The 19,782-nt window shown below is 45.1% G+C and carries 11 protein-coding genes; 5 read left to right on the forward strand and 6 right to left on the reverse strand.

The features are described 5' to 3' along the window. Positions 1 to 33 precede the first annotated feature (33 nt). Together purD and ACESPU_RS08170 are read left to right on the forward strand one after the other, a co-directional pair. The gene (purD, locus tag ACESPU_RS08165) at positions 34 to 1,305 is read left to right on the forward strand and encodes a phosphoribosylamine--glycine ligase (protein ID WP_008773120.1); all 1,272 of its coding nucleotides are present in this window, start codon (positions 34 to 36) and stop codon (positions 1,303 to 1,305) included. A gap of 24 nt (positions 1,306 to 1,329) precedes the next feature. Beyond that, positions 1,330 to 3,912 carry a family 78 glycoside hydrolase catalytic domain gene (locus tag ACESPU_RS08170; protein ID WP_227154382.1) on the forward strand — a complete coding sequence of 861 codons (2,583 nt, stop codon included), beginning with the start codon at positions 1,330 to 1,332 and terminating at the stop codon, positions 3,910 to 3,912. Between the two features lie 63 nt (positions 3,913 to 3,975). On the opposite strand, the gene ACESPU_RS08175 is transcribed toward ACESPU_RS08170, so the two are convergent. The 3 genes from ACESPU_RS08175 to ACESPU_RS08185 all read right to left on the reverse strand — a co-directional run bounded on the left by ACESPU_RS08175 (position 3,976) and on the right by ACESPU_RS08185 (position 9,592). Further along, positions 3,976 to 4,953 carry an endonuclease/exonuclease/phosphatase family protein gene (locus tag ACESPU_RS08175; RefSeq protein ID WP_005863587.1) on the reverse strand — a complete coding sequence of 326 codons (978 nt, stop codon included), beginning with the start codon at positions 4,951 to 4,953 and terminating at the stop codon, positions 3,976 to 3,978. 74 nt (positions 4,954 to 5,027) lie between these two features. Further along, positions 5,028 to 6,539 carry a RagB/SusD family nutrient uptake outer membrane protein gene (locus tag ACESPU_RS08180; RefSeq protein ID WP_227154381.1) on the reverse strand — a complete coding sequence of 504 codons (1,512 nt, stop codon included), beginning with the start codon at positions 6,537 to 6,539 and terminating at the stop codon, positions 5,028 to 5,030. Positions 6,540 to 6,553: 14 nt separating this feature from the next. Continuing rightward, positions 6,554 to 9,592 carry a TonB-dependent receptor gene (locus ACESPU_RS08185; RefSeq protein ID WP_005863583.1) on the reverse strand — a complete coding sequence of 1,013 codons (3,039 nt, stop codon included), beginning with the start codon at positions 9,590 to 9,592 and terminating at the stop codon, positions 6,554 to 6,556. A gap of 896 nt (positions 9,593 to 10,488) precedes the next feature. On the opposite strand from ACESPU_RS08185, the gene ACESPU_RS08190 reads away from it, so the two are divergent. Both ACESPU_RS08190 and ACESPU_RS08195 read left to right on the forward strand, forming a co-directional pair. Beyond that, complete coding sequence (locus tag ACESPU_RS08190; RefSeq protein ID WP_154397043.1) at positions 10,489 to 11,505, forward strand: hypothetical protein; 1,017 nt, start codon at positions 10,489 to 10,491, stop codon at positions 11,503 to 11,505. Further along, entirely contained in the window at positions 11,490 to 11,939 is a 450-nt protein-coding gene (locus ACESPU_RS08195; RefSeq protein ID WP_005863579.1) for a YqaA family protein, read from the forward strand. The genes ACESPU_RS08190 and ACESPU_RS08195 overlap by 16 nt, the downstream gene beginning before the upstream one ends. A 96-nt stretch (positions 11,940 to 12,035) precedes the next feature. On the opposite strand, the gene ACESPU_RS08200 is transcribed toward ACESPU_RS08195, so the two are convergent. Genes ACESPU_RS08200 through ribF form a run of 3 tightly spaced genes read right to left on the reverse strand, consistent with a single transcriptional unit; the run spans position 12,036 to position 15,291 of the window. Further along, entirely contained in the window at positions 12,036 to 13,310 is a 1,275-nt protein-coding gene (locus tag ACESPU_RS08200) for a lipopolysaccharide biosynthesis protein (RefSeq protein ID WP_005863577.1), read from the reverse strand. A 3-nt stretch (positions 13,311 to 13,313) separates the two neighbouring features. After that, positions 13,314 to 14,369 carry a M20 family metallo-hydrolase gene (locus ACESPU_RS08205; RefSeq protein WP_122268116.1) on the reverse strand — a complete coding sequence of 352 codons (1,056 nt, stop codon included), beginning with the start codon at positions 14,367 to 14,369 and terminating at the stop codon, positions 13,314 to 13,316. Position 14,370: 1 nt separating this feature from the next. Continuing rightward, a complete protein-coding gene (gene ribF, locus ACESPU_RS08210; protein WP_005860214.1) occupies positions 14,371 to 15,291 on the reverse strand; it encodes a riboflavin biosynthesis protein RibF in 921 nt (306 codons plus the stop codon). A 203-nt stretch (positions 15,292 to 15,494) separates the two neighbouring features. Here ribF and ACESPU_RS08215 point away from each other — a divergent pair, with 203 nt between their 5' ends. Beyond that, positions 15,495 to 19,574, forward strand: a complete 4,080-nt coding sequence (locus ACESPU_RS08215; RefSeq protein WP_195283776.1) for a two-component regulator propeller domain-containing protein — start codon at positions 15,495 to 15,497, stop codon at positions 19,572 to 19,574. Positions 19,575 to 19,782: the final 208 nt, after the last annotated feature.

The following is a 19,782-nucleotide window of genomic DNA, read 5'->3' on the forward strand; positions in this document are numbered from 1 at the left end:
ATGGAGAATTGAGAATTGAAAATTAGAAGAGATATGAATATATTGTTATTAGGCTCTGGTGGGCGTGAGCATGCGATCGCTTGGAAGATCGCTCAAAGCCCGAAAGTTGATAAGTTATTTATCGCTCCCGGTAATGCGGGAACAGCGTTGGTAGGAACCAACGTGGATATTAAAGCGGATGATTTTGCCGCTATCAAGGATTTTGCGTTGGCGAACCAAGTGAATATGGTCGTGGTAGGTCCCGAGGATCCATTGGTGAAGGGTGTTTATGATTATTTCAAGAAGGATGAGGCATTAAGCTCCATCCCCGTGATCGGCCCGAGTGGGGAAGGTGCCCAATTGGAAGGTAGCAAGGATTTCGCCAAGGCGTTTATGATGCGTCATCATATCCCGACCGCTCGTTATAAGAGTATTTCCACTGAAAACCTAGAGGAAGGCTATGCGTTCTTGGAATCTCTTTCCGCTCCTTATGTATTGAAAGCGGATGGATTGGCTGCCGGTAAAGGGGTACTGATTATCGATAACTTGGAGGAAGCCAAGAAAGAGTTGGGAGATATGCTGGGCGGAATGTTTGGCGACGCGAGCAAGACGGTCGTGATCGAGGAGTTCTTGGATGGTATCGAATGCTCCGTATTCGTCTTGACGGATGGCAACGATTACAAGGTGCTTCCGGTAGCGAAAGATTATAAGCGTATCGGCGAGGGCAATACGGGTTTAAACACAGGTGGAATGGGAGCTGTTTCCCCGGTTCCTTTCGCTGATGAGGTCTTTATGGCGAAGGTGGACGAGCGTATTATCCGTCCTACCGTAGAGGGATTGAAAGCGGAGCATATCGATTATAAAGGTTTCATCTTCTTGGGTCTGATCAATGTGAAGAATGAGCCGATGGTGATAGAATACAATTGTCGTATGGGCGATCCGGAGACAGAGGTAGTCATGCTTCGTATCCAAAGTGACTTGGTGGATTTGCTGGAAGGGGTAGCGGAAGGTAATTTAGCGGGCCGTACATTGGTACAGGACCCTCGCGCGGCGGTTACGGTTATGTTGGTAAGCGGCGGTTATCCGGAGGCTTACGAGAAAAATAAGGTAATCACGGGATTGGATGGCGTATCCTCGAACAATATAGTGTTCCATGCCGGAACGAAGCTGGTAGACGGCCAGATCCTGACGAATGGCGGCCGTGTGATTGCGGTCAGTTCGTATGGGGCTAATAAGGAAGAGGCTTTGGCCCAATCTTTTGCCGGAGCTAAGCAGATCGATTTCGATAAGAAGTATTTCCGTCGGGATATCGGATTTGATCTGTAAATGACAATTAGAGAGAATATGCGTATGAAAAAACGAAAACTATTGCTTTTAGGGGTTGTTTGTGCGGCTCTCTATGCATGTTCGACCGATCAGACGAACGAATCGGGGAAGCGTGTCTCCGCATTGGATGATGCCGCTTGGAACCATTCCGAATGGATATCCGTGGCAAATGCACCTGTCATAACGGGTGAGATCAACGGATCGAATGAGCGTGCGGCCGATGGTGCCGCTTGGTTCGTGAGTGTCGTAAAGAATGAAAAAGAGATAAACTCGGCACGCTGGATGACCACGGGCTTGGGTGTATACGAGTTATACGTGAATGGGAAGTTGATCGGAGAAGAGATTCTCAAACCGGGTTTTACGCATCCCTACAAGACGAAGCGTTCGTTTACGTATGAGGTAAGCAATGCCCTGTCGAAACAGGCGGGAGCGGAGAATGTTTTCGCTGTGCAGGTGACACCGGGATGGTGGGCCGATAAGATCATCACATACAGTGGCCAGCAAGGAATGGTGGGTACCAAGGTCGCTTTCCGTGGAGTGCTTGAGCTTACCTATGCGGATGGTAGCAAGGCGTACTTAGGTTCCAATACGAGCGATTGGAAAGCCGGGATCGCCGGACCGGTCAAACATGCCGCTATCTTTGATGGTGAGGAATATGATGCCCGTGAGTTACCGGGATACGATACGCTCGATAAGCTTTCGACACCGGAAAAGAATACGGAATTTGAGGGAGAGATACTTCCTTCAAATGGAGGTGAGGTCTATTTTCGTGAAGATTTGGCGCTTTCTCCTCAAAAAGCCTATCTATGGAAAGGGGTCACCGGAGAGAGTGAAGATGCTTATGGAAAGGTTGTTATAACGAAAGAATATGCGGCTGGCGAGGAAATGGTAGTTCATCCGGGCGAGACACTTGTCGTGGACTTTGGCCAGAATTGTGCGGCGGTTCCTGCTTTCGAGTTCATGGCAAAGGAGGGTACCCAACTAAATTGTCGTCCTTCTGAGATATTGAACGATGGAAATGGTGCGAAGAGCCGAGGAATGGATGGGCCTGAAGGTAGTTGCCATCGCTTGAATCTACGCACTCCGGATACCGGGATGTTACTCGACTATACCTTTGCGGATCATAAGGACTATACGACCTATCGCCCTCATCGCACGTTCTATGGTTATCGCTTCGTATCGATCACGGCCGATCAGGAGGTACGTATCCGGTCGATCCAGTCGATTCCTGTCTCCTCGATTACCCAACAGATGGAGACCGGATCAATAACGACCGGCAACAAACTGGTCAATCAGTTGATCTCAAATACCCTATGGGGACAACGTTCCAACTACCTCTCGGTTCCTACCGACTGTCCGCAGCGCAACGAACGGCTGGGATGGACCGCCGACACGCAGGTATTTGCTGAGACTGGTACTTTCTTTGCCAATACCGCTGATTTCTTCCATAAATGGATGCGTGATATGCGTGACACACAATCACCAACCGGTGCGTATCCCGGTGTCGCTCCATTGGCTCAATACGGTGCGTCTCCTACTGATATGAACCGCTTGGGCTGGTCGGACGCGGGAGTTATCGTGCCTTGGGTTGTCTGGAAACAATTTGGCGACACTCAGATTATCGATGAGAACTGGGCGGCGATGGAGAAATATCTCAATCATATCAACGAGACCAAGTATGACCATCATGCCCTCAGCGCGGAGAATGGCAATTACCAGTGGGCCGACTGGCTCAGTTACGAGCCGCTTGAGAGTTGCAGCGGCAGACATACAGCGAAGGATGGATCCGGAACGCTTCCGGAAGCCTATGATTATTGGAATTATCTAAGTGCGAATTACTGGCTTATAGATGCCGGAATGATGAGCGATATGGCTCGTGCGACGGGACGGGATGCCGAGAAATACGAAGCGATGGCTGCTCAAGCGAAACAGTATATATTGGATAAATTCTTGAATGCTGACGGAGAATTTAAGACGGCGATATTCAATACCATGCAGACGCCTGCCCTATTCGCCTTGAAGAACAAGCTGGTCGAAGGGGTAGCCAAGGAGAACATGATGAAACGACTGCGTGACAACTTCGCCGAGCATGGCAATTGCCTTCAGACAGGTTTCTTGGGTACTTCCATCCTGATGCCTACGCTTACGGAGAATGGAATGAGCGATATCGCTTACGAGCTTCTTTTCCAGCGCAAGAATCCGAGTTGGCTGTATTCGGTAGATAATGGGGCGACAACGATTTGGGAGCGTTGGAATAGCTATATGCTTGATAAAGGCATGGGACCGCAAGGCATGAACAGCTTTAATCACTATGCCTATGGATGTGTATGTGAATGGATGTGGGAGACCATGGCTGGTATCTCTGCGGATACGTCGGAGCCAGGATTCAAGCGCATTATCATGAAGCCGATTCCCGATAAGCGTCTGGAGTTCGTAAATGCGGAGTACAATTCGGCGGCAGGAATTATCAAGAGCTCTTGGAAGTATGAGGGAGACCAGTGGATTTGGGATTTCACCATTCCCGAAGGAGCGGTCGCTCTCGTGACACTTCCGGGCGAAAGCCAAGCTCACGAGTATCGTGCGGGTTCGTATCAGATCGTTAAATAAGTAGCTTATACTTACCCAAGTTTACATTGAAGTTTGTAAGCTTGGGTAAGATTATTGATAGTATTATTTTAATTTACTCAGATCAAAATCAATAATAATCGGACGATGATCGGATGGCCACCAGAAATTAGATAGCTCTTTCGGGTCACGTACAGGCTTCGTGTACTCATCTGTAATTACGTCTGCATACTGGATTATGTCAAACAAAGGCTGTGTACAATATACGTAATCAATGCGGGCTTCTTTACCGGTTGTTGTCTTAAATTCATTTGGATACTTCTTAGCGATGACATCTACATAAGGTGTTTCTTGAGCGATATAGTCTTGCGTCAAAAACTTAGGACTATCTTCCGGATATCGATAGATGGCGTTGTCTGTGCGATTGCGGCTGTTGAAGTCACCCATCATCATCCAATATTCGTTGGTAGCATTCGTGCTAGTACCAATGGTGTGCTTACAAATATACTCTATTTCCATGCGACGGTATTTATCACCACCGTTTTCAGCTTTACTTGCTTCTTGGTCTTCAGTGCGAAAAGCCCATTGTTGTGGCCATGTGTGTAGTGTTACTATATTTAAAACCTTTTCGTCTACAATGATCTTTGCCCAACCGGCACCGTGGGTTACTACTTGGTTTGGCTCCTCACCTATTATTTTTTTTATATTTTCGATCGGATACTTAGAGGTGATGACCTGCGGGTAATTATCCCGATGTCCGCCTATGTACCAGTAAGGGTGTCCGTACCGTTTGGCTAATACTCCCCAATTATCTACCAGAAAACGTTCTTGGGAATCCAAAGGATCCGCGGTACCATTTTTATAGATGCTTTGAGCCTCACACCATACGCAAATATCAGGATCTTGTTGTTTTACCCAAGTCGTGAATTTCTCGTAATTATCATCTTGTCCACACCACATACCGTTTTGTATATTCCAGTAGAGTAGACGTAATGGTTTCTGTTCTTTTTTTTGTCCGCAAGAGATTAAGAGAGTGGAGATGCAGACTGCGGATAATGTCTTTAAAAATTTGTTTCTGTTCATAATATATCTGATTTGTTTTGTCCCGGGCGTAAGTAACCCGGGACTGGTTTGTTACAAATTTATCTTTTTCTTTTTTAATTGGAGCTGGTATAACCCGGATTCTGATCTTTAACTTGATCCATTGCTTTGTTATAATTGAATTCGCTGTCTGGTATTTTCCATAAATAATGACGTTCTTGAATCTGTGTATATTCACCGGTCTCCACATTAAAGTACTTACCTACCAGTTCTTGAGCACGACCTTGACGGACTATGAAGTCCCAGTGCTTTGCCTCATTGAAGTGTTCATAAGTCTCTTCTTTTAATAGTAAATCCATATAAGCGGTCATACTGGCGTAATCACTCAACTTATAGTCCAGTTCAGCATTAGGTACTTTAGGATCTTTGCCATAGGCACGTCGGCGCAATTGGTTTAACATTTCAATGGATTCCATAGTTGGGGTATTGGCAACACGGGCACAAGCCTCACTGTAGATCAGCATAGCATCTGTATAGCGGATCAAAGGAATAGATACATTTGCGCCATTACCTTGTGCGTTCGGATCCGTATATTTTGTGAGTAGACAAGTATATTCACCGTAAGCGTCTTTGCCGAATACATAAAAACCTATGTTCATACCGTAACGTAGGTCATTCGTGTCCCAGCTCTTGATGATATGGTTACGCAGGTCTGTATAGTGCGTGTAATAGCCGTTACCATTTAACATGGTTTTACCGGGAACGAACTCATACTTTGGATGTGAGGTATAGGATAGGTAGTCCCATGTCTTACCATCAATACGTGAAGTCTTGATGTAGAATATCTCCTCTGTAGAGGTGGTCAAGTCTGCGCCAAATACCTTGTCAAAGTCACGTGGTTCCGCAACTTGTACTAATTGGTATGTACCACTGTTCACCACTTCTCCACTTAGCTTTTTTGCCTCGATGTAATCTCCTGTATGCATATATACATCTGCTAGGCAGACCCGTACGGTATTTTTATCTGGAGTAGCCAAATAACGTTTTTTGTCAGGACAATTATCTAAAGCATATTTTAAATCTTCGATTATGAAGTTGTATACTTCTTCTTTGCTACTCTTGGGAATATTCCACTCTGTGATATTTTTATCTGTTTTCAAAGGTACACCACCCCAGTATTTCACGAGATTAAAGTAGTTGAAGCCTCGTAAAAAGCGTAACTCTCCCAGATAGGCCAACTTTTCCTCTTCGGTCATCTTTGTAGCGTTAGGTATCCGCTCGATAGCGGTGTTACAGAACATAATAGCCTTATAGAGGCTCTGCCAGTTTGAATCACTCCGGTTCATATGTGTTGCGTTCACAAAGCCATTGTATTGTTTGTATGTTTGATAAACTCCTTTTGGATAACAATATTCTGTATTGATCTCTAATGTGGCGAAGAAGTTTGAATTATAGGCTGACCGCATTGCGTCTAACGGTGCTAATACCGCAGCATTTGCTTCTTCTACAGTATTATAAAATGTCTCGCTTGAGATCGAATAAGTATAATCGGTCTCATTTAAGGCGTTGTCACAAGCTGTTAGTAGAGTAACTCCGGCCATTGCGCTTATTATTATTAGATGTCTCATTGTTTTCGCTTATTTTAAAATTTAACACTCACACCCATGGAAAGGGTTTTACTGTTTGGATAAGTCAAATGGTCTATACCTGCATTCACGTCGCTGCCTTTTGAGCTAACTTCAGGATCTACACCTTTATACTTCGTTAATGTCAACCAGTTCTGTGCGCTAACGAAGATACGAATACCGTTTAGCCAATTTTTGGTAGCCCACTTGTCACATGGCAGATTGTAAGCTAAACTGATGTTTTTTAGACGCAGATAGGAACCATTCTCGATAAAGCGGTCAGAGTATTTCAGTGAACCAACGGCATTGATCTTGGGATAGGCAGCATGACTGTTGTCTTGACCTTCTCGCCAACTCTCGTAGTATACTTTACGCTCAATATTCATGCCTTGGCCATAGCTGTAGTTTCGCATCTCACTCAAGTTAAACACGTCGTTACCTTGACTGCCTTGTAAAAAGAAGTTGAAGTCCCAGTTCTTATAGCGGATACCACAGTTCAAACCATATGTAAAATCAGGGAAAGGAGAACCTGCGATGTAACGGTCTTCCGTATCGGTGTACTGGCCATCTCCGTTCATATCCTCATAAGATAAAGAACCGTTCTCGTCTAAACCAGTGTCTTTGTAGACATAGAAAGCTCCTAATGGCTCACCTTCACGGATAATTGTGATGGAACCAGATCCATAGTTGCTATAAGTTGTGCCAAGGATATCTTTACCATCAGCTAATTCTTCGACGCGATTCTTATTATGAGCTATATTGAACTGTAAGGTTAAGCCAAAGTCCTTGTTTTGTACCACATCACCCTCGATCAATAATTCGACGCCTTGATTGCTTATACTACCGATGTTACGTACGGTGGACTTGTAACCGGATGATGAAGGAAGTGATACTGTATTCAGTAGATCCGTGGTTTTCTTATAATAGTAGTCTGCGGTAATACGTAGACGTTGTTTAAAGAATCCCAAATCCACGCCGGCATCCCATTGCGAGGTCGTCTCCCATTTCAGATCTTCTGGATAGGTACTGCTGGGTGAGTAGTAAGGTACGTTCTCGCTTCCAGTAGCAGTCTTACCTGTGGTTAGTAGATTTTGTGTCATGTAGGGATCAATAGCTGTTGAGCCTGTCTTTCCATAGCCAACACGCAACTTCATGTTTGAAATACTTTCAAATTCTTTCATGAAAGGCTCTTCAGACACACGCCATGCCACAGCACCAGAAGGGAAATATCCCCATCTTGATCCTTCCGAATAGCGGCTTGATCCATCAGCACGGAAACTGGCTGTTACGAGGTAACGTCCTAATAAACTATAGTTGATACGCCCAAGATAAGACATCAAGACCCATTTGCTGTAGTTTGTACTTGGTGTGTTGGCTGTTCCTGCTGATGACAGGTTGTTCGTTTCTTGAACGTCACTCAAGAAAGTGTTGCCTGAGGCTGCGATCGATTTGTAAACATTTTGTTGGTAAGTAAAGCCGCCCATTACGTTAAAACTGTGGATGTTGTTTAACGAAAAATCGTAGGTCACGATATCTTCGTTAATGATGTTCGTACTACGCTTGTGGTTGACATCGGCAGTATTATTTTTGTAAATATACTTTTTGGTGGTGTAACCATCGTAGCGGGCATCAGATCCTTCCAATCCGAAACTGGTCCGTATGCTTAAGCCTTTAATCGGATTGAAGTTCAAGGCGGCGTTGATGTTGGTCAGATTTGTCACGGTTTTATAAGTGGACTCATAAGCCATACATAAAGGGTTCTTGATCTCATGGCTAGACCAGCTGTACCAAGAGCGTAGATCTTTATAATCTCCATTCTCATCATAAGGATAAAAGTTTGGTGAGGCGGAGTAAGCAGCACCAATCATAGATGAACCGCCATTACCACCTCCATCAGACTGGTTCATCTGGTTAATCATACTGTAGCCCATACTGACGGAAGCGGTTATCATCTTGCTCATAGTCATATCCAAACTACTACGCAAATTGTACTTGTTATAATAACTGTTCGGGATCAAACCATCTTTAGTCATGGCAGAGCCACTGACAAAATATTTTAGGTCATCGGTACCTCCAGATACATTGATGTTATGATTCATAATGGGAGCATTTTGAAAGAACTCTTTTTGCCAGTCCATACCTTTCCCCATGGCGGTTATGTCAGCTTCACTAAAGGGAGCGGTTTCCAGTATCTCTGCGTTTACAAGGTATTCGTTATAAAAACGGGCCCACTCTTGGGCATCCATCAAATCCAGTTTCTTGATTTGCTTTTGGAATCCATATTCAAAATCGTATGAGACTTTCGCTTTTCCACTTTTCCCTTTCTTGGTCGTGATCATCACGACACCATTAGCACCACGTGAACCATAGATGGCAGTAGCGGATGCGTCTTTCAAAATTTCCATAGATTCAATATCATAGGTATTGATAGAGGCTGTGCTGGCAGGAATACCATCGATAATGTATAGGGGTGAGTTGTCACCTTTGATAGAGTTTACTCCACGTATCCTAATAGAATAGTCTCCGGAAGGATCACCTGTATTTTGGGAGAGTACTACGCCGGGAACTCTTCCTTGTAAAGCCTGTACTGGGTTGGCTACGGTAAAGGCTGTCAGCTCATCTGCCTTCACGCTACTCACAGAGCCGGTTAGGTCTTTCTTCTTCATTGTCCCATAACCAACTACCACTACCTCATCTAAAGATTCCACATCTTCTTTCAGGGTAATATTAAGTGTATGTTGGCCTTTGACTGCCACTTCTTGTGAATTATAACCGATATAACTGATTTGTAGAATGTCGTTTGGCTTTACTTGTAAACTGAACTTTCCATTTAAGTCTGTTACTACTCCATTCGTTGTTCCTTTTACCAATACATTGGCTCCAATTACAGGTTCACCCATTCCATCGAGGATGGTACCGGTTAACTGATAACTGCCTTGTTGCTGGCTGATAGGTGCTAATGAAGACTCTGCCCAAGCTTCCTTTGGCATAAAGGATAAAGATGCCATCAAGCAAAAGGCTCCCAGAATAGGGACTACATGTTTGCAATTTTTCATAAATCGTTTTAATTTTTAGCTATTACAAAGTACGACTATTCATGTGACAAGTAGATTACATTAGAGTTGCATAGTAAGAAAGATTTTGAATCTAAGCGCTTTTATATGGTTTTCTCTATATTAAATCTTGCTCATAAATAATCAATTTAACATACGTTTAAGGGCTTATTCTTAACGTTAACAAAGTAGCCGTGAGGGCTTTGAGCAATTGTTTACATGAATTGTTAGAGGGAGTACCTCTTGATCCTGAATTACAAGTGGGATACGTTGGCTTGGATCTCATAACACCGACGTTGTGTACCCATAAGTCCTTTCCTGAATAAAGTTCCCTCTGTCTCCTATGGGTAATATAAATTTTTAGGTTTAAAACAAAGTAAGCGTGAGACTTGTTTTCTATTCATCTGATTCGGGTGTCTGGAAATACCTTGCAAGGATGAATAAGTAAACAATATTCCCACGCTGTAAAGTTATGTATTGGCATAGCGAATGCTTGCCGTGTACATGCACTAACAGAATGAGCGCTACATTGTCTTCATCCTCCTTGCTTGAAATTTTCCAGACTTCGAACCAAGGATAAAGCAAAAAACGCTTTCTTTTTATTTTTCTGACCGCTCTTTAGCCAGACAACACAAATATACGTTTCTTTTTGAACAATGCAACGCTCTGTGAGAATATTTTTCAAATGTAAATATAATATTTAAGTGATATGGTAAAAAGACATAGCTAATTTGCAGTTGGCTGCATTGACCAAGTCTGTTAGCTGCATCGGCCAAATCAGTTAATTGAAATGACAAGGTTAGTAAACTTTGTTGGCCGATGCAGTTTACTTGTTATATTTTCATACCTTTGCCACTTATTTCATTCCTTTAGGATGTGAATATGAAAGAATAAGGTATATGGCAAGAGGAACAACTTCATATTACGGACGTAGATATACTATAGCGACACCTATGACCCATTTGTACATGCTTTGCGCTTGTATTTTTTGTTGGATCGTGGGGTATGTGGATTCGGTAGGCTATCCCGTGTATGGAGAGGTGACGGCTCCTCCTTTATGGAATGCCCTTTGTCTGGTTCTTCCGGGAAAGTTGTTTACCTATTTGATCGGTTTTTTGCTGATGGCCGGTGGTGCGTTTCTGGTGCATCGGGTAAACTATGCGTTGATGTTGATTCGTGAGAAGACATTGCTTCCCTTTCTCTTCTATGCCTTGTTGACAAGTACAAACCCGGATTTCTTTCCCTTGAAATCAACATCTGTCGGGGTGTTTTGTTTGATATTGGCCCTTTATCAGTTATTTACCTCTTATCATGACCCGGACGCTACGGATAAGGCTTATAACGCATCCTTGATTATCAGTATCGGAAGTCTGTTGTGGATACACATCCTTTGGTTCTTGCCGCTGTTTTGGTTGGGGATGTATAATTTCAGGACATTGAATATCCGGACCTTTGTCGCTTCCTTGTTCGGAATCTTGACGGTTTATTGGTTTGTTTTCGGATGGTGTGTCTGGGAACGGGATTTCACGGCATTTACCATACCTTTCACCTCCTTATTCAAGATACGTTTCCTTGCGGTACTAGGGACGGGAATTATAGATTGGATACAGATCGTTTTAGTGGCGGGATTAACGATCATTGCCTCATTAAACATCGTTACACATGAGTATGAGGATAATTTGCGTACTCGTCAGTTTCTTTCTTTTCTGATTGTCATGGCCATTTGGTCGTTTGGATTGTTCTTTATCTATGAGCAGTCGTCCGAGGAATTTCTGGAAATGGCCTGTGTACCGGCGTCTATCTTGATCGCCCATTTTTTTACGGTGAACCGGGGGAAATATATCTTTTGGCTGTTCCATTTCTCGGTAGTTATGTTTATCGCATTATTAATGATACGTATATGGAATTTCTTATAGCCTACGGGTATATCGGGGTGTTTATCGCTTCTTTCTTAGCGGCTACGATCTTGCCGTTTAGCAGTGAGGTCGTATTGACGGGTGTATTATTGGCGGGTTCGGCTTATTGGCCTTGTATGATCGCCGCTACGCTTGGTAATTTCTTAGGTGGAATGAGCTGCTATTGGTTGGGGATGCTGGGAAAGGTAGAGTGGATCGAGAAATACCTCAAACTCGATCCGGTAAAACTACAGAAGGTGCAGGATTGGATCAAGGGAAAAGGCTCTTGGATGGGCTTCTTTGTTTTTCTTCCCGGTATCGGTGATTTTATCGCTGTCGCTCTAGGTTTCTTGCGGGCTAATATATGGGTCGTGGCGATCTCCATGTTCTTAGGAAAAGCGATCCGTTATTGGGTTTGGATGGAGTTTGTTTATAAGGTACAGTCCATGTTTTGATAACCCGAGACCTGTACCTTGCACGAAATCATTTCAAGCGTAATTGTCCCCTTTTCCGTGAACTTGATAGCGTTATCGATAAAATTCGTGATAGAATTACAAGGATTTTTGTATATGAATTCTGCAAGCTTGGAAGTCTTTTTTGTTCGGAAGGAACTCATTCCAGCGTGTAAGTGTTTGCCGGGAGAAGACCGTCAATGAGAAAACCAGCATAGAGGTAAAGGCGATACTGGTCGTGATAGCGGAACCTACGACCCCGTAAGACGGGATGAGTAGAAAGCCGGAGATTAATAAGGCAATAAGCCCTACGCACGAGCTTGCCGTACTGTACCGGATCTTTCCGCTGCCGATGAAATAATGGCTGATGATGCTGTTGCAGCCTAACGCTACGATTCCGATCGATAATCCGCCTATCACTTTACGTATGCCTTTGAACTCGGCGCTGAAAAGATAATCCGTATATATCCATTCCGGTACCAATAAGATACATCCCATCACGAGGGCTAAAGCGCAAAAGGTCAATTTGAAAAGCTGTAAGGTAATACGTTTTTGTTCCGTTGCCTCTGAGGTCTTGGCCACGCTACTGTATTCGATGAAACTTACGCTGCGACTAATATTCCATACACTCTCGGAGATCTTGGTCCCAGCGTCTAGCAAGCCTACGCTTCCCAACCCGGCGAAACGTTGTATCAAGAAATAATTGAGTCGGGTAGTACAGGTTTCCGCCAACCCGTCCGCACCGGCCCACAGGCCGTAGGCAAACATTTCTTTTAATAGACCGTAGAGTGATTTGCCGGAAGACCGGGATGTCTCCTTTAAGAAATAAGGAACAAGCATCGATAGGCTGGCAATAAAGGCTATGCCGTTCGTGACATATAATCCCCAGACATACGACCGTACGTCCGGGCGCTTCAATATATAATAGAAATAGAGTAAGACGAAAAATAGCAGTCCTCCTTGCAATATAAACGTGAGATTAAACCCTTTGATATTGTCTTTACCCAACAAGAAGCGGGCATTGGCGTTTACCGTAGAGCTCAAGATCGCCAACAAGAAGATATCCAGCCGATAGCCGGTGGGTAAAAGCCCGGTAAGATACATGAAGCCGCAAGCTAAGGAAGAGCCGATAGGGGTCCACAGATATGCGGGAAGGAAAATTGTCCGCATGGAGTAACGGTTCATGAAATAGACAATCGTATTCCCGCATAAAATCCCGTTGACGATTACCGCTATATTTACCGAGGCCACGATCAACCCGATCATCCCCACGCCCTCGATTCCCAGCACCTTCGCATTGATGAAGATCAGCGCTAGGTTAAGGAAAGCTATCAGATAACGCGAGCCTATTGTCCCCAGTATCTTTTTTAACATAAGCTATAGTTGTAATCCATTCAGTAACCTTACATAGGTATCGATCGCTTCCCGGATCTCCGGTCCCTTGATGTATTCGTCTGCGGAATGGGAACGTGCCGAGTTTCCCGGCCCTATCTTTACGGAGGGGAAACGCATCAAGGCTTGGTCGCTAAGCGTAGGAGAGCCGAAAGGCTCTTTTCCCATCAAGATCGCCCGTCGCACAAAAGGATGATCCAGATCCGTGCGGGTGGAGCTAAGGCGGAAGCTGCGGGCCTTGATCTCGCAATGAACCTTTTCCTTGATTAGCTCGAATAACTGTTCGTTCGTATAAAATTCGTTGGTGCGGATATCTACCGTGAATTCGCATTTATCGGGAACGACATTGTGCTGCGTACCGGCATGGATGATGGTGACAGTCATTTTCACCGGTCCGAGGAAGTCGCTTTTCTCCGGGAATTGATAGGTGCTGAACCATTGTATATCCTTCATCGCTAAAGTGATGGCATTGATGCCCTCATTACGTGCGGCATGTCCGGCCTTTCCGATAGCGGTGCAATCCAGTACCATTAGCCCTTTCTCGGCTACGGCGGGTTGCATACCCGTAGGTTCACCTACGACAGCGAAGGAGATAGGAGGAAGCTCGGCCAATGCGCTTTCAATGCCATTCTTCCCGGATACCTCTTCCTCACAAGACGCAAGGAAGATTAGATTATAAGGTTGTTCTTTCTCGCTTAAGATACAGAAGGCTTCATAGAGGGAGACTACGCTCGCCCCGGCATCGTTACTGCCCAGTCCATATAATTGATCATCCTCGGTCTCTTCGGGAGTGAACGGGTCTTTGGTCCAACCGGAAGCGGGCTTGACGGTGTCTATATGGGAGTTGAGTAAAAGGGTCGGTTTACCGAAATCGAAATCCGGGGCGATGATCCACAGGTTGTTGCCTTTGCGGAACACCTTTTGTCCGGCCTTTTGCCATTCTGCTTGCAGGAAATCCGCTACGGCGGTCTCGTCCCGGCTGAAAGACGGACGGGAGATCATGCCTTTTAATAAATCAATCGCTTCGTAATATCTTTCCATATTATAATAAATTATTTACGGTGCATCTGTCTTTCTCCAGTTGGGCTTTCAATTCTTCTAAGGAATCGAATTTGATGTCTCCGCGTACGTATTGAACGAATGAGACACGAATGCTATCATTGTAGATATCTCCGGAGAAATCCAGAATATTGACCTCCATGGATATGTCCTTCCCATTATTGAGTGTCGGACGGTCACCGATATAAAGCATTCCCTTATATCGTTCGCCTTCCACCTCCACCCATACGGCATATACGCCAATACCCGGAATGACTTTAAAAGGCTCATCTACCCGTATATTCGCCGTGGGAAATCCTAGCGTGCGTCCCACTTTATAGCCGCTGACGATATGGCCCAGCAATTGATAGGGATAGGTCAGTAAATAAGCGGCTTCAGCTACATTTCCGGCTTGAAGTAATTTCCGGATCTCGGAAGAGCTGACGGCCGTATTTCCTTCGTCATAGGGAGATGCCTTCAGCACCTCGATACCACATTCGGTGCCATAAACGACATATTGCTCGAAGCCATCCGTCCGATCGTGCCCGAAACGATGGTCATATCCGATCAATAAGGTCTTTACATGCAGGCTCTTCGCTAAAATAGAGGTAATGAATTCCTTGGCCGAGAGCCGGGATAGCTCGATCGTAAAATCCAATACGATGCAATAATCTACTCCGGTAGTCTCTAATTGCTGTAACTTTTCCTCGAAAGAATTTAATAGCTTCGGTTGGTAATCCGCATGCAATACGGCCCGGGGATGTTCCGGGAAGGTGATTACGGCCGATGGCAGGTTACGTGCTTTGGCAATCTCTTTCATCTCGTCGATTAAGAAACGGTGTCCTAGATGCACACCATCGAAAAATCCGATCGTAGCCACCAGTTCCTTTCCTTTCAGTCTGTCAAAATCTCTTACAACAATCATTGCGCCTTATTCATTTCTATTCCAATCGAAAGACAAATGTACGGGATAATTTTTAATAATCATGTTCTTATATATGGATACTTTACGTGTATGTTTACTGCAACCCGCATTGCAGCAGAATTAGATACCGGTTGGTTTGGTTCGTTCTCGGGAAATATCTATATTTGCTAAGTATGAAAACGAAAACTCTACTCTGTATCATAATGATCCTGTCTTGGGGAATATTGGGATCCGGACTTGCGGCGGAAGATATTCTTTTCAACCGTCTGGGAGTACAGGACGGTCTGTCTTCCAATGAGATCACTTGTATCCTGAAAGACCGGAAGGGGTTTATGTGGTTGGGTACCACTTCTGGGGTAAACCGTTTTGATGGGTATGAGTTTAAGCATTATAAATACAAGGAAAGCGGGTTGCCTTTTAGGGAGGAGCATGTCTCCGAACTTCAAGAAACCGCCGATGGGCGTATTTGGATTACCTATAATACGAACCAACTTTGCGTATATGAGCCCGGTAATGACCGTTTTATTCCGGAGAAGGAAATATTAGATAGCTTACGTCTAGAGAATCCTCCCGCTAAGATATTCGTCGACAATGATAAACAACTCTATTTCGCTACCTATACGAATGAATTTTGCCGTTATGATCAAGCGAGGGGGAAGATTTATTCGTATCCGCTAAATAAAGAGGATGGCCGGGTTTGTGATATGAGTGACGTGGGCGATCGTCTATATGTAGTCCATACCTCGGGAGTGGTAGAGGGGATCGATAAGGCATCCGGAGAATCTGTCTATCGGGATGAGTATCTGACTCAATATGCGAATGCCCAGTTATTCTATGTGTTCGCCGATAGTGACGGGGATCTGTGGTTTTTCTTAAATCCCGGATATAGTAGAGGTCTCTTTCGCCTAAATCCCAAAAGCAAGGAGTGGAAACATTATACGACCGAAACCCCGGTCGCTTTATCCTCTATAATGGTGCGTGACGTGGCGGAGGATATGAACGGTAATATCTGGATCGCTACCGATCATGGCGGTATCAATATCTTGGATAAACGTCTGGACCGGATGCGTTATATACGAAATAACCCGTTTAACCAAACGAGTTTGAGCCAGAATAGCGTGATCTGCTTGTATCGGGATGATACGGGGATTATGTGGGCCGGCACTTATAAAAACGGCTTCAACTATTATCATGAGAGCATTTTTAAATTCCAGACTATCCGGTACCCTTTGGAGTTGATGCGGGATATCTTTAACAATGACTTTAATTGTATCGTAGAAGATAAAGAAGGGGATCTGTGGATCGGTACTAGCGGAAACGGCCTATTACGTTACGATCGGGAAACCGGGGAGTATGTCCGCTACCGGGCGGGGCGGGAAAGCGAGAACGCTATCTCCGGCGATGTCGTGATTAGTATGGCGAAAGATTTGGATGGCAAGTTATGGCTGGGTACTTATATGGAGGGGTTGACCGGTTTTGACGGGAAACGTTTCAAGCATTATCGGGATATCCCGGGCAGTAAGGACGGCTTATCCAATAATAGCGTGTATAGTTTGTATGTCGATGCCAAGAATCGTTTGTGGATCGGCACGTTGGAAGGCGGCCTGGATTGCTTGGATCAATCTACCGGGAAATGGACGTATTATCGTATGGGGGATAAGGAGAATGCGATTAACTCGGATATCGTATATAGCCTTTCCGGGGATGAGAAGGGGAATATTGTCGTTGGAACTTCTTTAGGAGTGAACTGGATCAACCCGGAGACGGGGACTGTTACTTCTTTTAATGGCACGAAGGATGGACGTTCCGTGTTTGAGGATCAAATCATCAATGTCGTATTTTGTGATAGCCGCCAATGGGTATGGATCGGGAGTAATCATGGGCTACATATATATGATAGGTTGAATGATAAGATGTATCGGTTGAACCATTCTTCCGGATTACCGGATAACAGCATCATGTCTATTCTGGAGGATAAATATCATACGGTTTGGGTGGGAACGAAGAACGGCTTATTGAATATCGTTCCGAATCGGGATACGGATAATAATTATACGTTCGATTGGAATAGCTATGATGAGAATGAGGGCGTTCAAGGACGTGTGTTTAACGTGAATAGCGCTTGCGGACTGGAAACGGGTGAGTTGGCGTTTGGCGGGACAAACGGTCTTACCTTCGTTGATCCTGCCCGGATACGTTATAATAGCTATGCTCCACCGGCGGTGATAACCGGACTTATGGTGAATAATGTCCCGATAACGGCGAGAGAGGCGTATGACGGGCATGTGATTTTGGATAAAGATATCACCTGTACCAAGCAATTGAAACTGAATTATACGGAACGTAATTTCTCCTTTACCATCTCTTCTTGTTGCTATTTCCTTCCTTTGAAGAATAAATATGCTTTTAAGATGGAGGGCTTCGACTCGGAATGGACTACCGTAAGCGCCTTGGAACGTCGTATTACCTATACGAACTTGAACCCGGGAACTTACACTTTCAAGGTAAAGGCGATGAATAACGACCGGATTTGGAGCAAGGAGATCACGAGCTTGCAGATCACGATCTTGCCTCCGTTCTGGGCTACCGGATGGGCAATAGCGTTGTATATCATAGCTGGTATATTATTGGCGTATGGCGTGATACGTTTTATTTTCCGTATCCAGCAAAAGAAGTTGGAGGAGGAGCAAGAACGGGCTACTGTGCGTCAGCAGCATGAGGTGGACGAGATGAAGCTTCGTTTCTTTACGAACGTAAGCCATGAGTTCCGTACGCCGCTAACATTGATCATGACTCCTTTGGAGAAGTTGATGAAAACGGAGAAAGACATGGAATCCCAGCAAATATTGAAGTTGATCTACCGGAACGCCGACCGGTTGCTTAAATTGGTGAACCAGTTATTGGATTTCCGCAAGATCGATATGCAAGGGGATAGCTTGGTCTTGTCTACCGGCGATATTGTCCCGTTCGTGCGTGACGTGGCTTATTCCTTCAAGGAGCTTTCGGAGCAAAAGCGGATTCATTTCTCTTTCTCCTCGGTCTTCACGTCTCTCCCGATGAAGTTTGACACGGATAAGGTCTTCAAGATCGTCTCTAATCTACTGAGTAACGCTTTTAAGTTTACGCCGGAGGGAGGTACTATCTCGGTGACGCTTAGCTTGCGGTTGGAGAAGGAGGGAGAGAACAAACTGGTTATCGAGGTGTTGGATAGCGGTATCGGTATTCCTGCGGATAAACAAGGAGCTATCTTCGATCGCTTTTATCAGGTGGCTTCCCCGGATAAGGGAAATCCCGTGGTAGGTACGGGTATCGGCCTGCACCTATGCCGGGAATTCGTGCGGATGCATCATGGGACGATAACCGTGAAAAGCGAGCCGGGAGCGGGTAGTACGTTTACGGTTACGCTGCCGGTGATCCCCTTGGACAACCAAGATATTATCTCGGCTCCGGAAGGAATTGCCGAAGGGGATATCTTGCCTCCGGTTGAGGAGCATCCGGAGATCGCTGATAAGGATGCGTCTCCGGCGGAAAGACCTACGTTGCTGGTCGTAGACGATAACACGGATTTCCGGGAATTTATGAAGTTAAGCTTGAGTGGCGTTTATTCGGTACTCACGGCGGCGGATGGAGAAGATGCGTGGAAGCTCATTCCGGAGGAGCTGCCGGATATGGTGATCAGCGACGTGATGATGCCTATCACCGACGGTATCACCTTATGCCGTCGGATCAAGGGAGACATCCGGACTTCCCACATCCCGGTGATCCTACTGACGGCAAAGTCCGCTAAAGATAGCCAACTGGTTGGTCTGGAAGCCGGTGCGGATGATTATATCAGCAAGCCATTCAATATGGAGATGCTTCTCTTGAAGGTGCGGCATTTGATCGAGATGAAGAAGAAGATGCAAAAGGCCTTTATGCAGTCCTCTACCATGGGCATCGCCTTGACGGAGGTACAAGCTAGCTCCATGGATGAGGAGTTGATGCGTAAGGCCATCGGCTATATCGAGGAGCAGATCGCCAATCCGGAGTTGTCCGTAGAACGGTTGAGCCGGGAGATGGGCATGAGTCGTGTGAACTTCTACAAGAAATGCCTTTCCATCACGGGTAAGACTCCGGTGGAGTTGATCCGTACGGTGCGCTTGAAGCGTGCGGCGCAGTTATTGGAGAAGAGCCAGATGCGGGTCAACGAGGTTGCGCTGGAGTGCGGTTTCAATGATGTGAAGTTATTCCGGAAGTATTTTAAGGATGAGTTCGGAAGGCTTCCCTCTGACTATCATAAATAAACTTCTTCTAAATAAATGCCACGTAATTAGGGGATATAACAAAATATCCCCTTAAAATAAACATTCTTCCCCTACCTTTTTACGGTTCTCCCCGTAACCCAAAACATTTATGGCTTCCTGTCCGCCGCGAACCCTTTAATTTTGCCAACGAATGAAGAACCATTTTTCTTGTATGGAAAAACCTGTTCGGACTCATTGCTGATCGGAA

This window comes from Parabacteroides sp. 20_3, from assembly GCF_964238835.1.
GTDB classification, from domain to species: domain Bacteria; phylum Bacteroidota; class Bacteroidia; order Bacteroidales; family Tannerellaceae; genus Parabacteroides; species Parabacteroides distasonis.